An 18,062-nucleotide genomic window follows, 5' to 3' on the forward strand; every position below is an offset into this window, starting at 1 on the left:
CCCTACGCTCCCGGCCGACCCCCCCGAGGAGTTGCCGTGACCGCCGATGCCGCGCCGCCGTTCGCCGAGCGGCGTCCCCACACCCTGGAGCGTCCGGGCGGCGCGGTCGACGATCCGTACCACTGGCTGCGCGACCGCGAGGACCTGGCGGTCACCAGCTACCTCGAAGCCGAGAACGCCCACGCCGAAGCCCACCTCGGTCCGCTCGAGGGGCTCATCGGGACCATCTTCGAGGAGATCAAGGGCCGCATCGAGGAGGACGACACCTCGGCGCCGTCCTTCCGCGAGGGGTGGGCCTACTACCGGCGCACCCTCGAGGGGAAGCAGTACCCGGTGCACTGCCGACGACCGGTGCCCGACGAGCACGTCGGTGCCGACCTGGCCGACCTGCCGCTCGACCTGCGCCGACCGGTCGACCCGGCGTCGCCACCGGCCGACGAGGTGGTGCTGCTCGACGAGAACGTCGAGGCCGAGGGTCACGATCAGTTCAGCCTCGGCGGGCTGCACGTGAGCCCGTCGGGCCGGTTCGCGGCGTGGCTGGTCGACACCAGCGGTGCCGAGGTGTTCGAGGTCCGCATCCGCGACCTCGAGACCGGTGAGGACACCGGCGAGATCGTCCCGAGGGCCGGGTACGGGTTGGCCTGGTACGCCGACGACGCGGCGTTCCTCTACACCATCACCGACGACGCCTGGCGGCCCCACCAGGTGTGGCGCCACACGCTCGGGACCGACGCCAGCGAGGACGTGCTGGTCCACGCGGAGCCGGACGAGCGCTTCTGGCTCGGGGTCGGCCGGACCCGCTCGCGCGAGCACCTGATCATCGCCGCCGGCAGCAAGATCACCTCCGAGTGCCGGCTGCTGCCCGCGGACGACCCGGACGCGGCACCCCTGCTGGTGGCCGAACGTGAGACCGGCGTGGAGTACGACGTCGATCACGACCGGGCCCGGGACCGGCTCGTCATCACCACCAACGCCGACGGCGCCGAGGACTTCGCGGTCGTCACCGCCGGTGTCCCGACGGTCGACGACCCCGACGCTGGCGCGCGCGACCGCTGGCAGCCGTTGATCGCGCACCGGCCCGGCGTGCGGGTCGAGGGCGTGGCCTGCTTCGCCGAGCACCTCGTCGTCGGGGAGCGGACCGAGGCCCGTACCCAGGTGCGTATCTGCGACCCGATCACGGGGGAGGGCGACCCGCTCGCCGTCGACGAGGAGGTCTCGTCGGTCGGCATGGGTCCGAACCCCGAGTACGGCTCGCACACCCTCCGCTACGTCTACGGCTCGATGACCACGCCGGTCCAGATCGTCGACGTGGCGCTCGATGCACAGCGGCCGCGGGTGGAGACCAAGGAGCTGATCAAGCAGCAGCGGGTCCGAGGTGGGTACGACCGCGAGCGGTACGTGAGCTGGCGCGACTGGGCGACCGCCTCCGACGGCACGCGGGTGCCGATCTCGCTGGTCCGCCGGGCCGACACCCCGCTCGACGGGTCGGCGCCCTGCCTGCTCTACGGCTACGGCGCCTACGAGATCTCGCTCGACCCCGGCTTCTCGCCCGCGCGGCTGTCCCTGCTCGACCGCGGGGCGGTGTTCGCGATCGCCCACGTGCGCGGGGGCGGCGAGATGGGACGGCGCTGGTACGAGGACGGCAAGTTCGCCAGGAAGCCCAACTCCTTCTCCGACTTCGTGGCCTGCGCCGACCACCTGGTCGCCGAGGGCATCACCGCCCGTGACCGGCTGGCCATCCGCGGTGGGTCGGCGGGCGGCTTGCTCATCGGCGCGGCGCTGAACCTCGAACCCGGCGTCGCGGCCGTCGCCGTGGCCGAGGTGCCGTTCGTCGATGTCGTGACCACGATGTCGGACCCGACCATCCCCCTGACGGTGATCGAGTACGACGAGTGGGGGGACCCGACCCTCGACGAGTTCGCCGGGGTGATGGCGTCCTACTCGCCGTACGACAACGTCCGCGCCGAGCCGTACCCGGCGATGCTGGTCACCGCGGGGCTCAACGACCCGCGGGTGCAGTACTGGGAGCCGGCCAAGTGGGTGGCCAAGCTCCGGGCCACCACGACCGGCGGCGGCCCCTACCTGCTCAAGACCCAGATGGGAGCCGGCCACGCGGGCCGCAGCGGCCGCTACGACGCGTGGCGCGACGAGGCCGAGGTGCTGGCCTTCGTGCTCACCCGCACCGGCGCTGTGCCGGCACCGTGAGGGTGATCGCGGGCGCCGCCAAGGGTCGCCGGCTGGTGGCGCCGAAGGGGGACCGCACCCGCCCGACCGCCGACCGGGTCAAGGAGTCGTGGTTCTCCTCGCTCCAGGCCGTGCTCCCCGGGGCGCGCGTGCTGGACCTGTACGCCGGGAGCGGTGGGCTCGGGCTCGAGGCGCTCTCGCGCGGGGCCGCGGCGGTGACGTTCGTCGAGAACGATCGCCGCGCCCTGGCCGCGCTGCGGACCAACCTCGAGGCGGTGGGCCTGCCCGGCGCGACGGTCCTCGGGCGTGACGTCCACGCCGCCCTCGTCGAGGAGCTGATGGACGCGCCGTTCGACCTGGTCGTGGCCGATCCGCCGTACGCGACCACGGAGGACGAGCTGGCCCGGGTGCTGGCCGCTCTGGTGCCCCAGCTCGCCCCGGGTGCCATCGTGACGCTCGAACGCGGGCGCCGTGAGCCGGCCCCGGTGTGGCCGTCGCCGCTCCGAGCGGAGGACGCCCGTCGCTACGGTGACACCACCCTCCACCGCGCCAGCCTCCCGGCCGCCGTCGCCTCGTCCGATCAGGAGCCCTCGTGACCGTCGCCGCCGTCGTCCCCGGCAGCTTCGACCCGGTGACCATGGGCCACCTCGACATCGTCGAACGTGTGGCGTCGCGCTTCGACCGGGTCGTGGTCGCCGTGCTCGAGAACCCCCGCAAGGCCGGGTTGTTCAGCGTCGAGGAGCGGCTCGAACTGCTGCGCGCCGAGACCGAGAAGCACGACAACATCGAGGTCGATCGCTTCCAGGGGCTGCTGGTCGACTTCTGCGCCGCCAACGACCTGGACGTCATCGTCAAGGGGCTACGTGCCGTCAGCGACTTCGAGTACGAGCTGCAGATGGCGCAGATGAACCAGCGCATGGGCGAGGTCGAGACCCTGTTCCTGTCGACCAGCCCCGAACACTCCTACCTGTCGAGCTCGCTGATCAAGGAGATCGCCCGCTGGGGCGGCCCGCTCACCGGCACGGTGACACCGGCGGTGGAAGCGGCCCTGCGTGCCAAGTACGCGGGCGCGGGTGAGGATGCGAGTCCCTGACCGGTAGGCTCCGCGACCAGTCGGCTCCGCCGCATCCGCGCCGTGGAGCGTCCCCCTCCCGCATCCGGAAGTGCCACCGATGTCCGATCCCCGCGGCGTGCCGCTCGACGTCGAGGCCAAGCTGCACCAGCTCGAACGTCTGGTGGCCGAGGCCAAGACCGTCCCGCTGTCGGCGTCCATCATGGTCAACCGCGCCGAGGTCGACGGTCTCGTCGCCGACATCCGTGACGCGCTGCCCGAGGAGCTCACCCAGGCCCGGTGGGTGGTCAAGGAGCGCGACGAGATCCTCGAGCGTGCCGAGGTGGACGCGGCCCGGCTGATCGACGACGCCCGGGCCGAGCAGGGCCACCTCGTGTCCCAGGAGGACGTCGTCCGGGCCGCTGACCGCGAGGCGACGCGCATCCTCGGCGAAGCGCGGGAACACGCCCGCCAGATCCGGCTCGAAGCCGAGGACTACGTCGACGCCAAGCTGGCCAACTTCGAGATCGTGCTGACCAAGACCCTCTCGGCGGTCGAGAAGGGCCGCCAGAAGCTGCGCGGCCGGCTCGACACCGACCAGCTGGCCGAGGATGAGCTCGCCGACCTCGACGAGGGGTACTGACCACCTCGGGACGCGGTCGCTGACCGGCACCGTCGGCGACGACGATCGACGTCGCGACGGGGAGCGTCGCACCTGACGCGCACCTCCCGCGCGACAGCGCACCCTCGCCTGGTACCGTCGTCGGCCGCTGCGCACGCTCGCGCGGCCCTTCGCCCGTCGTTCCCCGTCGCGCCACTCGCGTCGCCGTGCCGCCCGTTGCACGCGCGTCTCCGCGGCCGAGGAGGTGTCCTGCCTTGCGCGTCCCCGTCACCGACCTGGTCGGTCACCCGGGTGAGACCCGGCCCCTCGTGGCCGCGGTCGGACGCGATGCGTTCGGAGAGGACCCGTGGGGGCCGGCGGACGAGGCGATCGTCGACCCGCTCGAGCTCGACCTGCACCTCGATTCGGTCGTCGAGGGCCTCCTCGTGCGCGGCACCATCGACGTGCAGCTCGAGCTGCCGTGCGCCCGGTGCCTGGCGCCGCAGCGGGCGGACCGCACGCTCGAGGTCGCCGAGTTGTTCCTCGACCCCACCACGCGCGAGGATGACGACGACGAGGATCCCGGGTACGAGCTCCTCGACGACCGCACGGCGATCGACCTGACCACGATGGTGCGTGACGCGGTCGTCATCGACCTGCCGACGCGGGTGCTGTGCCGGGAGGACTGCGCGGGCCTGTGCCCGTTCTGCGGGACCGACCGCAACGACCGCGACTGCGGCCACGGCGAAGAACGACCGCGCGACCCCCGCTGGGACAAGCTGGCTGACCTGGATCTGCCACGCGAGACCGGCTGACGTCCACCAGCGCAACCCCGACCTTGATCCCGGTACGCCGGGTGCGACCCGACCCGGCCCCCAACTCGGGCCCCACCCGACCCCACACGTAGGAGGAACCGATGGCCGTCCCGAAGCGCAAGCTCTCGCGATCGCGGACCCGTCACCGCAAGGCGCAGTGGCTGAAGACCGCAGCGCCGACCGTCACGACCTGTGCGCGGTGCAAGGCGCCGACCCGTCCCCACACCGTGTGTGGCACCTGTGGGACCTACGGCGGCCGCGTCGTGACCGAGCCCAGCGCGTGACACCCCGCCGCCGCCCGCTGCGAACGAGGTGGTGAGCGACGTGCACGGACCGAGCAGCGCCGCGGACCTCGCGGCGCTGCTCGACGTGCACCTCGACGACCTCGGCCTGCTCGAGCAGGCCCTGACCCACCGGTCCTGGGCGTTCGAGAACGGGAACATCGACCCGAACGAACGGCTCGAGTTCCTCGGCGACGCCGTCCTGGCCCTCGTGGTCACCGACGAGATCTTCCACGCCCACCCGGCCGAGCAGGAGGGGCGGCTCGCCAAGGTGCGTTCGGCTGCCGTCAAGACCGGGTCCCTGGCGGGGATCGCACGCGGGCTCGGGCTCGGGGCGTACGTGAAGCTCGGTCGCGGCGAGGCGCGGTCCGGGGGCGCGGACAAGGACTCGATCCTGGCCGACACCCTCGAGGCGGTGCTCGGCGCCATCTACCTCGACCAGGGGTTCGCCACCGCCTACGACCTGGTGCAGCGGCTGTTCGCGTTCCGACTGGACGAGCTCGCTGGGCGCGGAGCTGCGCTCGACTTCAAGACCGCGCTCCAGGAGCTGTCCGCGGCCCGGTTCGACACCCTGCCGCGCTACGAGATCACCGACACCGGACCCGATCACGCCAAGACCTTCACCGCGGAGGTCACCGTCGGTGGGGACGTGCACGGGCGAGGCGAGGGACGCAGCAAGAAGGAGGCCGAGCAGGGCGCCGCCCGTGAGGCCTACCGCGCGCTCGAGCCCGAGTCGCCGCCCGGCCAGGTCGGCGATGTCGGCTAGCTTCGTCCTCCGCCGGAGCGGCGCCGGACCCGGCGCGCCCGGCACAGCCAACTGCTCGTGAGGAGTCCCTGTGCTCGAGCTACCCGATGTCGAGGTGCTGCGCAAGGATCTCGAGAAGGAGATCGTCGGCAAGCGGATCAAGGATGTGGCCGTCCAGTCGACCGGTCTGGTCAAGCCCTTCCACCGCAACCGTCCCGAGCTGATCAAGGCGCTCGAGGGCCGCAAGATCGACGCCGTCCGCAGGCGCGGGCACACCCTGTTCGTCGACCTCGACGATGAGCACACGTGGGTCATCGACCCGGGGGCGAGCGGGCAGCTGTTCCGCGAGACCGCCACCGCCGAGGCCGGCTCCGACACCCACCTCACCGTGTCGTTCACGACCGGTGGCGCGATCCACCTCTCCGAGGAGGGCAGCGAGCCCACCGCCAGCACCGGCGTGGTCGCGACCGAGGGGGCCTACGAGGCGGCGGGGGTCAACCCCGACGCGCTCGATCCGCTCGACGACAACCCGACGTGGATGGAGTTCGGGCGCTTCCTGGCTGCAGCCTCGTCACCGCTCAAGCTCCTGCTCACCGACCCCCAGCACGTGGTCGGTATCGGGCCGATGTACTCCGACGAGATCCTGTGGGAGGCCGGGCTGCGCCACGACCGCGGCTCGCAGACGCTGTCGACCCAGGAGGTCCGGCGGCTCTACCGGGCGATGCACGAGGTCATCTTCGCCGCGATGAAGCAGGTCGGTGCCAGCCTCGAGGAGAACGAACCGGTCGAGGACGACGAGGAGATCGCCGAGCACCTGCGGGTGCACGGCCGTGACGGTCTGCCCTGCCCACGCTGTCGCCGCCCGATCGTCCGGACGCGCATCAAGAAGGGCATCTACACCTACCGCTGCGAGCGGTGCATGATCTAGGACCAGCGACGCCGGATGGGAGGCGGATGGTGGGGACCGAGGCGCGGACGGACGCCCACCTGGTGGCCCGTGCGGTCGAGGTCACCGGCCGCGTCCAGGGCGTGTCCTTCCGCTGGTCGCTGCGACGCGTCGCGGACCGCCACGGCGTCACGGGGTGGGTACGCAACCGTGACGATGGCGCGGTCGAGGCGCACATCGAAGGTGACGCCGACGCGGTCGAGACCGTCGAGGCGTGGGTCCACGCGGGCGGGCCGCCGGCTGCGGAGGTCGCCGAGGTGACGGTCACGTCGGTCGAACCGACCGGTACGGAGGGCTTCACGATCGTCCGGTGAGCGACCCGGCGCCCGGTGAGCGCTGGACGACCGGGCGAGCCCTCCGGTACCCTCGCGTGCACCGCTCCTCCCACCCCGCGCCGCTGCGCGCATCGGACGCCGAGGTATCGCACGATGGCCAAGGCCCTCATGGGCACCCACGCCGCGCCCTCGACCCTGCGCCTGCTCGACGAGGTCCGCACGCTCCGTCAGCGGGTCGCCGATCTCGAGCGTGCCCTCGCCACGGCCGAGGCCGCCCGCGACGCCCGCGAGGACGTGGACGCGATCTCGCAGGTCGACGACCGGGCCCCGGCCGCGACCTGACCGGGGCGGCTCCCCGAACCTCCGCGACGCGCACGGTCCGCCGGACGCGCACCGCAACGCTCGGTCTGCACACGTGGGCGTCCTCGGATCGGCGGTGGGACCGTCAGCTAGGCTCCGCCGGTCGCGGTCCGTCCCGTCCTGGACGTGGGCCGCCGGGGGTCGGCGAGCGCCCGCCCTCCGCCCCGTCCGCCTGAGGTGCCCGTGTTCCTCCGCTCGCTGTCGATGCGCGGCTTCAAGTCGTTCGCGGACAAGACGGTGCTCGAGGTCGAGCCGGGGATCACGGTGATCGTCGGTCCGAACGGGTCGGGCAAGTCGAACGTGGTCGATGCCCTGTCCTGGGTGCTCGGCACGACGTCGGCCAAGAAGGTCCGTGGCGGCGCCATGAGCGACGTCATCTTCGCCGGTTCCCCGACCCGAGCACGCGCCAACCAGGCACGGGTCGAGATCGTCATCGACAACGCCGACGGCCGGCTGTCGGCCGGCAACCTCGGGACCGCGGGCTCGGCGGGTGAGTTCAGCGAGATCCGCGTGGCCCGGACCATCCACGCTGACGGCGAGACCGGGTACGAGATCAACGGCACCGACGTCCGCGCGCTCGACGTCCAGGAGCTGCTGTCGGACACGGGCCTCGGCCGCGAGCTGCACACCATCGTCGGCCAGGGGCAGCTCGACGAGATCCTGAACGCCAAGCCCGAGGAGCGACGGCGCTACATCGAGGAGGCTGCGGGCATCCTCAAGCACCGTCGACGTCGCGAACGAGCCCTCCGCAAGCTCGAACAGGTCGACGGTCACATCGAGAAGCTGCGGACGGTGCTCCGCGAGCTGCGCCGCCAGCTGCGACCGCTCGAGCGGCAGGCCGAGGCGGCCGACCGCTACCAGACCCTCCAGGCCGAGCTCCGGGACGTGCGGCTGCGGCTGGCGGCGTCGGACCTGCTGCGCCTGCGGACCGCGGCCGCCGACGAGGGCGACACCGAGCGATCCAGCGCGCAGATCCAGGCGGGCATCGAACAGCGCCTCTCGGCCTCTCGGGCGCGGCAGCAGCAGCTCGAGGCGGAGCTGGCCGAGCTCGGCCCGACCGCCGAGGCTGCCGGCTCGACCTACTACAAGCTCACCTCGCTCGCCGAGCGGCTCAAGGGCACCGCCGACCTCGTCGAGGCCAAGCGTCGCCACCTGGTGGAGTACGTCGACGAGCCCCTCGCCGGCCGCCCGCCGGCGGACCTGCGGGTCCAGGCTGATCGCGTCGAGGCCGAAGCGCGCACCCGACAGGCCGACCACGACCGGGACCGACAGGCGCTCGAGGCGGCGACCGCGGCCCGACGCGAGGCCGAGACGGCCCGCCGCGCGCACGAGCAGGTCCGGCACGCCGAACGCCGTCGTCGCGCCGAAGCTCGCGAACGGATGCTGCGCTTCGAGGGTGAGGTCTCCGCCCTCCGATCGGCTCTGGCCTCCACCGAGGGTGAGCTCGGTCGCGTCAGCCAGACCCTGGCCGGCGTGGACGATCGGGTCGCCGAGGCCGAGGCCGAGGTCGCACGGGTCGGAGACGAGATCACCTCGCTCGACGCCGCCGAGATCGAGCTGACCGGCAACCTGGAGCGCGCCGAAGCCGAGGTCGCGGCGGCCAACGAGCGGGTCGATCAGCTCGCCGCCGACGCGCGCGAGCTCGACGCGGCACGCGCGTCGTCGCTCGCGCGCTCGGAAGCGCTGCGCGCGGCCCTCGCCGAGACGGCCGGTGGCGCCTCGGCGCTGCTCGACGGTGATCTCGATGGCGTGCTCGGTCCGCTGGCGGCCCACGTCCGGTCCGAGTCCGCCCACGACGCGACGCTGGCGGCCGCGCTCGGCCCGCTCGGTGAGGCCGTCGTCGTGTCCACACCGAACGAGGCCCGCCGTGCCATCGCGTGGCTGCGCGAGGCCCGAGCCGGGTCCGCGGTCGTGCTGTCGGCCCGGCCCGACACGCGTGAGCCTGCTGAGCTCGGTGACGAGGTCCGGAGCTCCCTGACGACGGCAGGGGCCACGCCCGTCGCCGACCTGCTGTCGCCAGCAGCCGGCGACCCGCACGCTGCCGATGTCGTGACCGCGCTGCAGCGCGTCCTCGCTCGGACGTGGCGGGCCCCGAACTGGGCGACCGCGGTGCTCCTCCACGGCCGCGAGCCCGACCTCACCTTCGTCACCCCTGACGGCGACGTCGCGGGTCCGAACGGGTACCGCGGCGGTGAAGCACCCGCCCGGTCGGCCGTCGTGACCGCGACCGCCGCCGAGGAGGCCGAACGCCGCGCCAGCGCCCTGGACGAGGAGCTCGCCAACGTCGCCGAGGCACGGGAGGTGGCTGACGGCGACCTCGCCGCCGCCAAGGAGCGGCTCGCGGCCGCGACCGAGCGCATCAACGAGTCCGACGCGCGGATCACCGGGGCTGCCGAGCGGCTCGCTCGGCTCAGCAAGGAGCTGCACTCCCTCGCGAACCAGCGTGACATCACGGCCGCCAGCGAACGCGAGCTGGCCGAGGTGCTCGCGCGGGACCGCACGGCCCTGCAGGAGCTGCTCGGTCGGGGGCCGCAGGTCGACGCCGACATGGACGACGAGGACGAGGGGCCCGACGAGGTCGCCATCGAGCTCGACGACGCGGTCGAGCTCGCGCGGGAACGTGAGCTCGACGGGCGTGTCCGTCTCGAACGCACCACCGAGCAGGTGCGCCACCTCGAGATGCAGGCCACCGCGCTGCGCGGCGAGGCCGAGGAGGTCGAGCGATCGCTCGCCGAGGCCGCCCGCCGGCGCGAGGCGCGACGCCGTGGCATCGCACGGTGCGGCGAGCTCGCGCTCGTGGCCCGGACGGCGATCGAGGCGCTCGAGCGTGCCATCGTTGCGGCCGCGGCCGAGCGTGACGACCTCCAGACCCGGCTCGCGGCACGCAACGAAGCGCTCGCCGAGGTCCGCCGCAGCGTCGGCGCCGTCGGGGCCGAGCTCGAGGATCTCCGGGAGCAACGCCACCAGGCGGACCTCCGCCGCGCCGACGTCGAGCGGCGGCTCGAACAGCTCGCCGCCACGCTGCGGGAGCGGTTCTCGGTCACGCCGGACGAGCTCGCGGCCGAGCACCCGGACGCCGGCGGGTACGACCGCAAAGGGCTGACCGAGCAGGAGGACGTGCTGGTCCGCAAGGTCGGTCTCCTCGGCCGGGTCAACCCGCTGGCGCTCGAGGAGTTCAAGTCGCTCGAGGAGCGGCACGCCTTCCTGTCGGACCAGATCGACGACCTGCGCCGCTCCAAGCGCGACCTCGAGGAGGTCGTGGTCCAGGTCGACGACCGCATCCGCACGGTCTTCGAGGAGGCCTACCGCGACGTCGCCCGGGAGTTCCAGTTGACGTTCTCGACCGTCTTCCCCGGCGGCTCCGGTCGGCTCGTGCTGACCGACCCCGAGGACCTGCTGGCCACCGGTATCGAGGTCGAGGCCCGCCCACCCGGCAAGAAGGTCACGCGCCTGTCCCTGCTGTCGGGCGGTGAACGCTCGCTCACCGTCCTGGCGTTCGTCTTCGCCATCTTCCGGGCCCGGCCGAGCCCCTTCTACGTCCTCGACGAGGTCGACGCGGCGCTCGACGACGTCAACCTCCAGCGGCTGCTGAAGGTCGTGCGCAGCTTCCGCGGACACGCCCAGATCATCGTCGTGACCCACCAGAAGCGCTCGATGGAGATCGCCGACGTCATGTACGGGATCACCATGGGGCCCGACGCGGTGACCAAGGTGGTCAGCGAACGGCTCCGCGAAGGTCGCGCGGCGACCGAGCGCGTCCTCGAGGAGCGCGCCTCCGATGCGCCCACCGAGGCCGTCGCGGAGGCCGCAGCCACCGCCGGTTCGCCGGACGTCGTCGGATCCCCGTCGCTGTGACCGGCCACCGGCCATCGGTCCGTCACCTCTGCGGGCCCCGAGCGTTGGGTGGTCGACCGCCGACGAGCCGACGTGGAGGCTGCTGTGGACCGCACGCGCCAGGCGCTGCACGTGCCCGTCCGCCTCGTCCTCACCGGTGCGCTCCTGGTGGGTTCCGCTGGCGCCGCTGTGGCCTCCGACCGGGTCGGCTCACCGCCGTCGACCGCGTCCGTCACGGTGGCCTCACCGAGCGACGAGGACGGTGTCGTCAGCTTCGTGGCCGGTCCACCGACCCTCCCCGCCCTGCCGCCTCGCACGGAGCCGGCGGCCGAGGAGCCGCAGCCTGAACCGGACCCCGAACCGGACCCCGCGCCGCTGCCGGCAGCCGTGCAGCAGCCGCTCGAGGGGCGGCCGGGCGACGTGCCTGGTCGCACCGTGGACAGCCCCCTCCCGCTGCTCGACGTCGACGCCGTCAGCGCGACCGCGGCTCGCGTCGGCATCCCCGCACGGGCGCTGGCTGCCTACGCCTCCGCGGCGTTGCTCCTGCGGGATGAGCGTCCCAGCTGCAACCTGACGTGGATCACCCTCGCCGGGGTCGGCTACGTCGAATCGCACCACGGCACCATCGGCAGCCGCCAGCTCCTGCCCGAAGGCACGCCGTCCTCGCCGATCATCGGCATCCCGCTCGACGGGGGGCCGAACGTGCGGGCGATCCGCGACACCGACGGCGGCCGCTACGACGGGGACACGACCTGGGACCGCGCCGTCGGCCCGATGCAGTTCATCCCCTCGACGTGGGCACGGTGGGGCGCCGACGGCAACGGCGACGGGGTCGCCGACCCACAGCACATCGACGACGCGGCGCTGGCCGCGGCGCGGTACCTGTGCGCGTCGGGCGTCGACATGAGCGCGAGCTCCTCGTGGGGACGCGCGATGTTCAGCTACAACCGGTCCGAGTCCTACGTGCGCCACGTCCTGTCGGTGGCCAACGCCTACGCCGACCGCGCGAACGCCGGCTGAGCCGTCTCGTGACGTAGAACGAGCGGTCAACGGCCCGTGTGACCCGGTGTCGGATGGCCCGTCGCACGGTCGAGGGTCCCGGCCGCTGCCGGTAGCGTCCTGGCTCCACGTCGTCGACCTCGGAGCCGCCCGTGGACATCGATCCGATCGTCCTCATCTCGCTACCGGTCCTGCTGGTGGTCCTGCTCGGCGGGCTCGTCGCGCGTGGGCGATCGGGGCAGAAGCCGGGTGGCCGTGAGGTCGGGCAGGGCGGTGGCACCGACGTCCTCGAGCGGCCCGCACCGGGGCAGACGCCGGTCGCGGCCGACGAGGAGCTGGCCGCTCCCCACGTCGACGTCGGCCCGGACACCCTCCCCGAGGTCGTCGTCCCCGACACGCCGGCGGAGCTGGTCGAGCCGGAGCTCATGCCGCTCGGGGAGCGGTTCAAGCGCCGACTGTCCCGGACCCGCAACGTCCTCGGCGCATCGGTCGCGGACCTGTTCGGTCGCGGCATCACCGACGAGGCGTGGGACGGGCTCGAGGAGGCGCTGATCACCGCCGACGTCGGCGTGACCGCCACCCTCGAGATCATCGAGGAGCTCAAGCGTCGCAGCCGCGAGGAGGGGGTCACCACCGCCGACGGCGTGCTCGACCTGCTCAAACAGGCGTTGCGGTCGGCGCTCGGCACCGCGGACCGTTCGCTCGGTCGAGCCACCGACGAGGGGCCGACGGTGTGGCTGGTGACCGGCGTCAACGGGACCGGCAAGACCACCACGATCGGCAAGCTCGCCGCCGTGGAGCAGCGCGAGGGGCGCGAGCTCGTCCTCGCCGCCGCCGACACCTGGCGGGCCGCAGCAGCCGAGCAGCTCGGCGTCTGGGCCGACCGCACCGGCGCCCACCTCGTGCGCAAGGACGAGGGTGCCGATCCGGCATCGGTCGCGTTCGAGTCCTACGCCGCCGCCACGGAGCGGTCCGCCGACCTGCTCATCGTCGACACCGCGGGGCGGTTGCACAACAAGCGCGAGCTGATGGACGAGCTCGGCAAGGTCAAGCGCGTGCTCGAGAAGCAGGCCGGCCCGCTCGAGGAGACCTTGCTCGTCCTCGACGCCACGACCGGGCAGAACGGCATCGCCCAGGCCCGCGCGTTCCTCGAGGCGGTCGAGGTCACCGGGATCGCCCTCACCAAGCTGGACGGGTCCTCCAAGGGCGGCATCGTCGTCGCGGTCCAGCGCGAGCTCGACCTGCCGGTCAAGCTCGTCGGTCTCGGTGAGGACATCGACGACCTCGCGGTGTTCGACCCGGAGCTGTTCGTCGAGGGCCTGTTCGCCGGCATCACCGACTGACCTGCCGGGCACCGCTCGATGCTCAGCGGTGGCCGGCCTCGCGGAGCCCGTCCCGGCAGGCACGGTGCAGCGTCCGTTCGGTCCGCAGCCGGTCGCGCAGACCCGGGGGACGTCGGGCGAGCGGCACCTCGTCGCGTTCGATCGCGCGGAAGCGGCCCGCCTCGACCGTTCCTCGCCACCGCCGGTGCCAGGGGGTCTCGAGGTCGGGGATGTCCGCGCCGTGCTGCAGCACGAACGCTGGCCCGTCGTCGATCGGGAGTCGGGCCGTCCCGTCGGCGACCGACACCTGGTGTGCGGCCGCCACCCACGGACCGCCATCGGCGGCGGTGCTGACCCCGAGCGCTTCGCCGACGCCGAGCTCGAAGCTCGGCCCGAGCTCGGTGGTGCGGATGATCAGCCGCGGGACGTACCACCCGTGTTCGCGTCGCAGCAGCACGCTGTCGAGCCGTCGCCGTGCCGGGGGGTGCTTGGCCAGCACCTGGTCGAGCAGCGAGGTGGCGATGAACCGTTCGCCGGCCGGGTCCTCGATCACCTCGACGTGGGCGGCGGCCGCGACCGGGACGGCGCCGCCGGCGACTGCTGGCACGGCGAGCGTCCACGTCACCCGTCCGGCGGCGGCGATCGACCGCGCCGTCGCGAGCCGGGCGTAGGGCAGCGCCAGAGCGGGGAGCCGGTCGTCGAGCAGCGGCACGACCACCTCGGCCTGCGGCGCTCCCGTCGCGTCCACCCAGGCGACCTCGCCGAGCTGCGCGGTCCGCCACGCGGTGGTCAGCTCACCGTTCACGCGGCCTCCTGTCCGTGACGTCCCGCGTCCGAGGGCAACCACGCAACGGAAGTTCCGCTCATCAGGCCCGGTGCGGTGGCTAGGCTCGGGCGCAGCGCCGGCCGGGGAGATCCGGCGCCCGGACAGGGAGCCCAAACATGCCTGCCATCATCGTGCTCGTGGTCGTCCTCGGGCTGTTCGCGCTCGGGTACCGCTACTACGCGAGCTACCTCGCCGAGAAGGTCTACGCCCTCGACGATGCGCTGCCGACGCCGGCGGTCACCATGGAGGACGGGATCGACTTCGTCCCGACCAACAAGCACGTCCTGTTCGGTCACCACTTCACCTCGGTCGCCGGTGCCGCACCCATCGTCGGGCCGGCCATCGCCGTCTTCTGGGGCTGGGTCCCCGCGTTGCTGTGGGTGGTCTTCGGCACCATCTTCGCGGCGGGCGTCCACGACTTCGGCTCGATCGTCGTCTCGGTCCGCAACCGCGCGCAGAACATCGGCACGCTGACCAGCGCCGTCATCAACCGGCGGTCGCGCACCCTGTTCCTCATCATCATCTTCTTCCTGCTGACGCTGGTGAACGCGGTGTTCGCGGTGGTCATCGGCAACCTGTTCGTCGCCAACCCCGGTGCCGTCATCCCGATCGTGCTCGAGATCCCGTTGGCGATCGGGCTCGGGCAGTACATCTACCGCACCAAGACCAGCGCGCTCGTGCCATCGCTCGTCGGCGTCGCGGTCCTGTACGCGCTCATCCTGGTCGGCAACGCCTACCCGATCGAGCTCGATGGTGTGGCCGAGATGCTCGGGGTCGGTGCCCGCACCGTGTGGATCGTCGCCCTGTTCATCTACGCGTTCATCGCGTCCCGCATCCCGGTCTGGGTCCTGCTGCAGCCGCGCGACTACATCAACAGCCACCAGCTGTTCATCGCGCTCGGTGTGATCTTCCTCGGGCTCCTCATCGGTCTCGATCGCATCGTGGCCCCGGCGATCAACACCGGGTTGCCCGAGGGCACGCCCTCGTTCTTCCCGTTCCTGTTCGTCACCGTCGCCTGTGGCGCCATCTCCGGTTTCCACTCGCTGGTCGCGTCGGGGACGACGTCCAAGCAGCTCGCCAAGGACACCGACGCCAAGTACGTCGGGTACGTGGGCGCGCTCGGTGAGGGTTCGCTGGCGCTCGGCGCGATCCTGGCCACCACCGCCGGTATCGCCGCCGTCGGGCTCGACTGGGGCGAGCTCTACCCCGACTTCGGCACCGCCGGTGGTGGCGCCGTCGGCAACTTCGTGGCCGGTATCGCGGGCTTCGCCGGCCACCTCGGCGTCCCCGAGGACCTCGGCAGGATCTTCGCGGCGGTCGTGGTCATCTCCTTCGCGGCCACGACCATGGACACCGGTGTCCGGCTCCAGCGCTACATCATCCAGGAGATGGGGCAGCTGGTTCCCGAGCGTCGCGGCGGGGTGCTCGGCGGCTTCCGCAAGGCCACGATGAACCTCACCACCGTCACGGCGATCGCGGCGGGCGTGCCGCTCGCGCTGGCGCTGGCACCGAGCTCGGGCGACACCGCCGATGCCGGCTTCGCGTTCGGCCGGCTCTGGACCCTGTTCGGCACCACCAACCAGCTGACCGCCGGGCTCGCTCTCGCGGTGATCGCGGTGTGGGTGACGCGCAGCGGCCGCAACGCGCTGCCGCAGCTGATCCCGTTGACGTTCCTGTTGGCCATGACGGTGTGGGCGCTGGTGCTCAACCTCATCGACTTCGTGGAGCGAGGGGACTGGCTGCTGGCACCGCTCGACGCCATCATCCTCGTGCTGGCGGTCTGGCTGGTGGCCGAAGCGTTCATGGGGATCCGCAAGGCCAGGGCGGGCGGGTTCGACCCCGCCGACGACGAGGCCGCCGGTGTCCACCGGACCGACCAGCGCACCAGACGGTGACCGACGACGGCGCGCCGGCCGATCGGGGTCCGCTCGAGCGGGTCCGGTCCGGCCTGCGCGCCGCCGCTGCCTGGCACGAGGCGGTGTTCGTCGCGCGGTGGCGTGGCAGCTTGCGCCGGGTCGCCCGCGAGGAGGAGGACCGCTTCCTCGCGGTGCTGCTCCTGGCGTCGTCCGGCATCGACGACCCCGCCGCCTACGAGACCCTCGAGCTGACCCCGCACCTGGTGCAGGCGTTCCACGACCTGCACCGGCGCGAGGGCGTCGACCGCTTCCCCGTCCACGGGGTGTGTTGCTAGGTGGCGGCTCACTCGCGGTCGATCGCGCTCGTGGGGGGCAAGGGCGGGGTCGGCAAGACGACCACGGCGGCCGCCCTCGCGACGGCCTCGGCGCTCGCCGGTCACCGCACGCTGCTGGTCTCCACCGACCCGGCCCACTCGACCGGCGACCTCCTCCGCGCCCGGCTGGGGGACGCGCCGACCCTGGTCGCACCGGGCCTCGACGCGATCGAGATCGATGCCGAGGCGACCGCCGCCGCCCACGTCGAACGGGTGCGAGCCGACGCCCACCGGCTCGTGGGCCCCGAGATCCGGGCGACGGTCGACCGTCACCTCGACCTCGCCAAGCAGGGCGCCGGGACGCTCGAGTCGGCCGTCCTCGACCGGCTGTCGCAGCTGCTGGTCGATGACGCCGACCGCTACGAGCGGATCGTGGTGGACACCGCACCCACGGGGCACACGCTCCGGTTGCTGGCGATGCCCGAGCTGCTGCGGGGCTGGGTCGGTGGGTTGGTGCGCCAACGTGAGAAGGTCCGGGGGCTCGACCGGGCGGTGGCGAACATGGCGGGGGACCCGCCGCCCGACGATCCGGTGATCGGACGCCTCCGAGCTCGAGCCGACCGGCTGACCGCCCTGCGACGCCGGCTCACCGAGGACGCGGTCATCCACCTCGTGACGCTCGCGGAGCGGCTCCCGATCGAGGAGACGTGCCGTGCCGAGACGACGCTGCGCGATGCGGGGCTGACCGTCGGTGCGGTGGTGGTGAACCAGGTGCTCCCGGACGACGCCGAGGGCGCCTTCCTCGAAGCCAGGCGAGCGCAACAGCGCGAGCACCTCGCCGACATCGATCGCCGGCTCGGTCACCGCACGATCGTCCGCGTCCCCCAACTCCCGCACGACCTGCGCGGCCCGGACGATCTCGCGTCGATCCGTGCGGTGCTCGTGGCAGGTGGTCTCGTGGACCCGCCGCGGCCAGCCGGAGGCTGACCGCGGCGGGTGGCCGGCGAGCTGGAGAGGATGAGGTTCAGACTGCGGGTTCGACCTCACCATCGGTCGACGGGTCGTCCGAAGGCGGGTCTGTCGGGGTGTCCTGCTTCTCGTCCTCGGTGACCTTCTCCTGATGGACCGCCCCGCCCCCGAGGTTGGTGCCCTCGCCCCCGAGGTTGGTGCCCTCGCCCTCGAGGTTGGTGCCCTCGCCCTCGAGGTTGGTGCCCTCGCCCTCGAGGTTGGTGCCCTCGCCCTCGAGCCCGCTGCCCTCGCCGTTCTGGGGCGCCTTGACGTCGTCGTCGATCGTTGCGAGGTCGACGCGTCCGGCTGGGGCGAAGCCCTCGTCCGTGGCCGCGACCTCGACGCCGTTCACGAACTCGCAGTCGGCGTCCAGCGCGGCGGGCACGGTGCAGGTATCGATGCCGTCGCCCCCGACGAGGGTGACGTTGCCCCTCCGAGCGATGAGATGGTCGTTGCCCTCGTCGCCGTAGAGCGTGGCCTTGCCACCACCGCTCGCGTTGCCGTTCGGGTGTTCGGACACGATCGTGTCGTTCCCGGGACCGCCGTGGACGGTCGTGGTGCCGTTGCCGACGACGATCGTGTCGTGTCCAGCGCCGCCGTAGATGGTGGCGTTCCCGTTCTCGACGATGATGCAGTCGTCGCCGT

At 72.6% G+C, this 18,062-nt stretch carries 18 protein-coding genes; 16 read left to right on the forward strand and 2 right to left on the reverse strand.

Annotated elements, in window-relative coordinates:
• The first annotated feature begins 36 nt into the window (after positions 1 to 36).
• The 13 genes from WEB03_RS14090 to ftsY all read left to right on the forward strand — a co-directional run bounded on the left by WEB03_RS14090 (position 37) and on the right by ftsY (position 13,434).
• A complete protein-coding gene (locus WEB03_RS14090) occupies positions 37 to 2,205 on the forward strand; it encodes a S9 family peptidase (protein ID WP_368071549.1) in 2,169 nt (722 codons plus the stop codon).
• The gene (gene rsmD, locus WEB03_RS14095) at positions 2,202 to 2,780 is read left to right on the forward strand and encodes a 16S rRNA (guanine(966)-N(2))-methyltransferase RsmD (RefSeq protein ID WP_368071550.1); all 579 of its coding nucleotides are present in this window, start codon (positions 2,202 to 2,204) and stop codon (positions 2,778 to 2,780) included. Before WEB03_RS14090 ends, rsmD begins: the two co-directional genes overlap by 4 nt.
• Positions 2,777 to 3,277 carry a pantetheine-phosphate adenylyltransferase gene (coaD, locus tag WEB03_RS14100; protein ID WP_368071551.1) on the forward strand — a complete coding sequence of 167 codons (501 nt, stop codon included), beginning with the start codon at positions 2,777 to 2,779 and terminating at the stop codon, positions 3,275 to 3,277. Before rsmD ends, coaD begins: the two co-directional genes overlap by 4 nt.
• Before the next feature lie 79 nt (positions 3,278 to 3,356).
• Positions 3,357 to 3,878, forward strand: coding sequence for a hypothetical protein (locus WEB03_RS14105; protein WP_368071552.1), 522 nt, complete (start codon positions 3,357 to 3,359; stop codon positions 3,876 to 3,878).
• A 233-nt stretch (positions 3,879 to 4,111) separates the two neighbouring features.
• Positions 4,112 to 4,651, forward strand: coding sequence for a DUF177 domain-containing protein (locus tag WEB03_RS14110; protein ID WP_368071553.1), 540 nt, complete (start codon positions 4,112 to 4,114; stop codon positions 4,649 to 4,651).
• 101 nt (positions 4,652 to 4,752) lie between these two features.
• Positions 4,753 to 4,935, forward strand: a complete 183-nt coding sequence (gene rpmF / locus WEB03_RS14115) for a 50S ribosomal protein L32 (RefSeq protein WP_368071554.1) — start codon at positions 4,753 to 4,755, stop codon at positions 4,933 to 4,935.
• Between the two features lie 31 nt (positions 4,936 to 4,966).
• Complete coding sequence (gene rnc / locus WEB03_RS14120) at positions 4,967 to 5,698, forward strand: ribonuclease III (RefSeq protein ID WP_368071555.1); 732 nt, start codon at positions 4,967 to 4,969, stop codon at positions 5,696 to 5,698.
• 70 nt (positions 5,699 to 5,768) lie between these two features.
• Complete coding sequence (locus WEB03_RS14125) at positions 5,769 to 6,605, forward strand: DNA-formamidopyrimidine glycosylase family protein (RefSeq protein ID WP_368071556.1); 837 nt, start codon at positions 5,769 to 5,771, stop codon at positions 6,603 to 6,605.
• Between the two features lie 26 nt (positions 6,606 to 6,631).
• A complete protein-coding gene (locus WEB03_RS14130; protein WP_368071557.1) occupies positions 6,632 to 6,937 on the forward strand; it encodes an acylphosphatase in 306 nt (101 codons plus the stop codon).
• 114 nt (positions 6,938 to 7,051) lie between these two features.
• Positions 7,052 to 7,240: a hypothetical protein gene (locus WEB03_RS14135; protein ID WP_368071558.1), complete on the forward strand. Its 189-nt coding sequence runs from the start codon at positions 7,052 to 7,054 to the stop codon at positions 7,238 to 7,240.
• Between the two features lie 201 nt (positions 7,241 to 7,441).
• Positions 7,442 to 11,113, forward strand: a complete 3,672-nt coding sequence (gene smc / locus WEB03_RS14140; RefSeq protein ID WP_368071559.1) for a chromosome segregation protein SMC — start codon at positions 7,442 to 7,444, stop codon at positions 11,111 to 11,113.
• 84 nt (positions 11,114 to 11,197) lie between these two features.
• Complete coding sequence (locus WEB03_RS14145) at positions 11,198 to 12,112, forward strand: lytic transglycosylase domain-containing protein (RefSeq protein ID WP_368071560.1); 915 nt, start codon at positions 11,198 to 11,200, stop codon at positions 12,110 to 12,112.
• Positions 12,113 to 12,243: 131 nt separating this feature from the next.
• Positions 12,244 to 13,434 carry a signal recognition particle-docking protein FtsY gene (ftsY, locus tag WEB03_RS14150; protein ID WP_368071561.1) on the forward strand — a complete coding sequence of 397 codons (1,191 nt, stop codon included), beginning with the start codon at positions 12,244 to 12,246 and terminating at the stop codon, positions 13,432 to 13,434.
• A 22-nt stretch (positions 13,435 to 13,456) separates the two neighbouring features.
• On the opposite strand, the gene WEB03_RS14155 is transcribed toward ftsY, so the two are convergent.
• Positions 13,457 to 14,218: a pyridoxamine 5'-phosphate oxidase family protein gene (locus WEB03_RS14155; RefSeq protein WP_368071562.1), complete on the reverse strand. Its 762-nt coding sequence runs from the start codon at positions 14,216 to 14,218 to the stop codon at positions 13,457 to 13,459.
• A gap of 137 nt (positions 14,219 to 14,355) precedes the next feature.
• Between WEB03_RS14155 and WEB03_RS14160 the strand changes: the two genes are divergently transcribed.
• From WEB03_RS14160 to WEB03_RS14170, 3 genes are read left to right on the forward strand one after another with little or no spacing between them, the layout of a single operon-like run.
• Entirely contained in the window at positions 14,356 to 16,134 is a 1,779-nt protein-coding gene (locus tag WEB03_RS14160) for a carbon starvation protein A (protein ID WP_368071563.1), read from the forward strand.
• A complete protein-coding gene (locus tag WEB03_RS14165; RefSeq protein WP_368071564.1) occupies positions 16,131 to 16,430 on the forward strand; it encodes a cory-CC-star protein in 300 nt (99 codons plus the stop codon). The genes WEB03_RS14160 and WEB03_RS14165 overlap by 4 nt, the downstream gene beginning before the upstream one ends.
• A complete protein-coding gene (locus WEB03_RS14170; protein WP_368071565.1) occupies positions 16,431 to 17,396 on the forward strand; it encodes an ArsA family ATPase in 966 nt (321 codons plus the stop codon). It begins immediately after the preceding gene.
• A 37-nt stretch (positions 17,397 to 17,433) separates the two neighbouring features.
• Here WEB03_RS14170 and WEB03_RS14175 read toward each other — a convergent pair.
• Positions 17,434 to 18,062 (reverse strand): calcium-binding protein (locus tag WEB03_RS14175; protein WP_368071566.1); only part of this gene is annotated, 629 nt, incomplete at its 5' end.

This window comes from Nitriliruptor sp. (assembly GCF_040882075.1).
GTDB lineage: Bacteria > Actinomycetota > Nitriliruptoria > Nitriliruptorales > Nitriliruptoraceae > Nitriliruptor.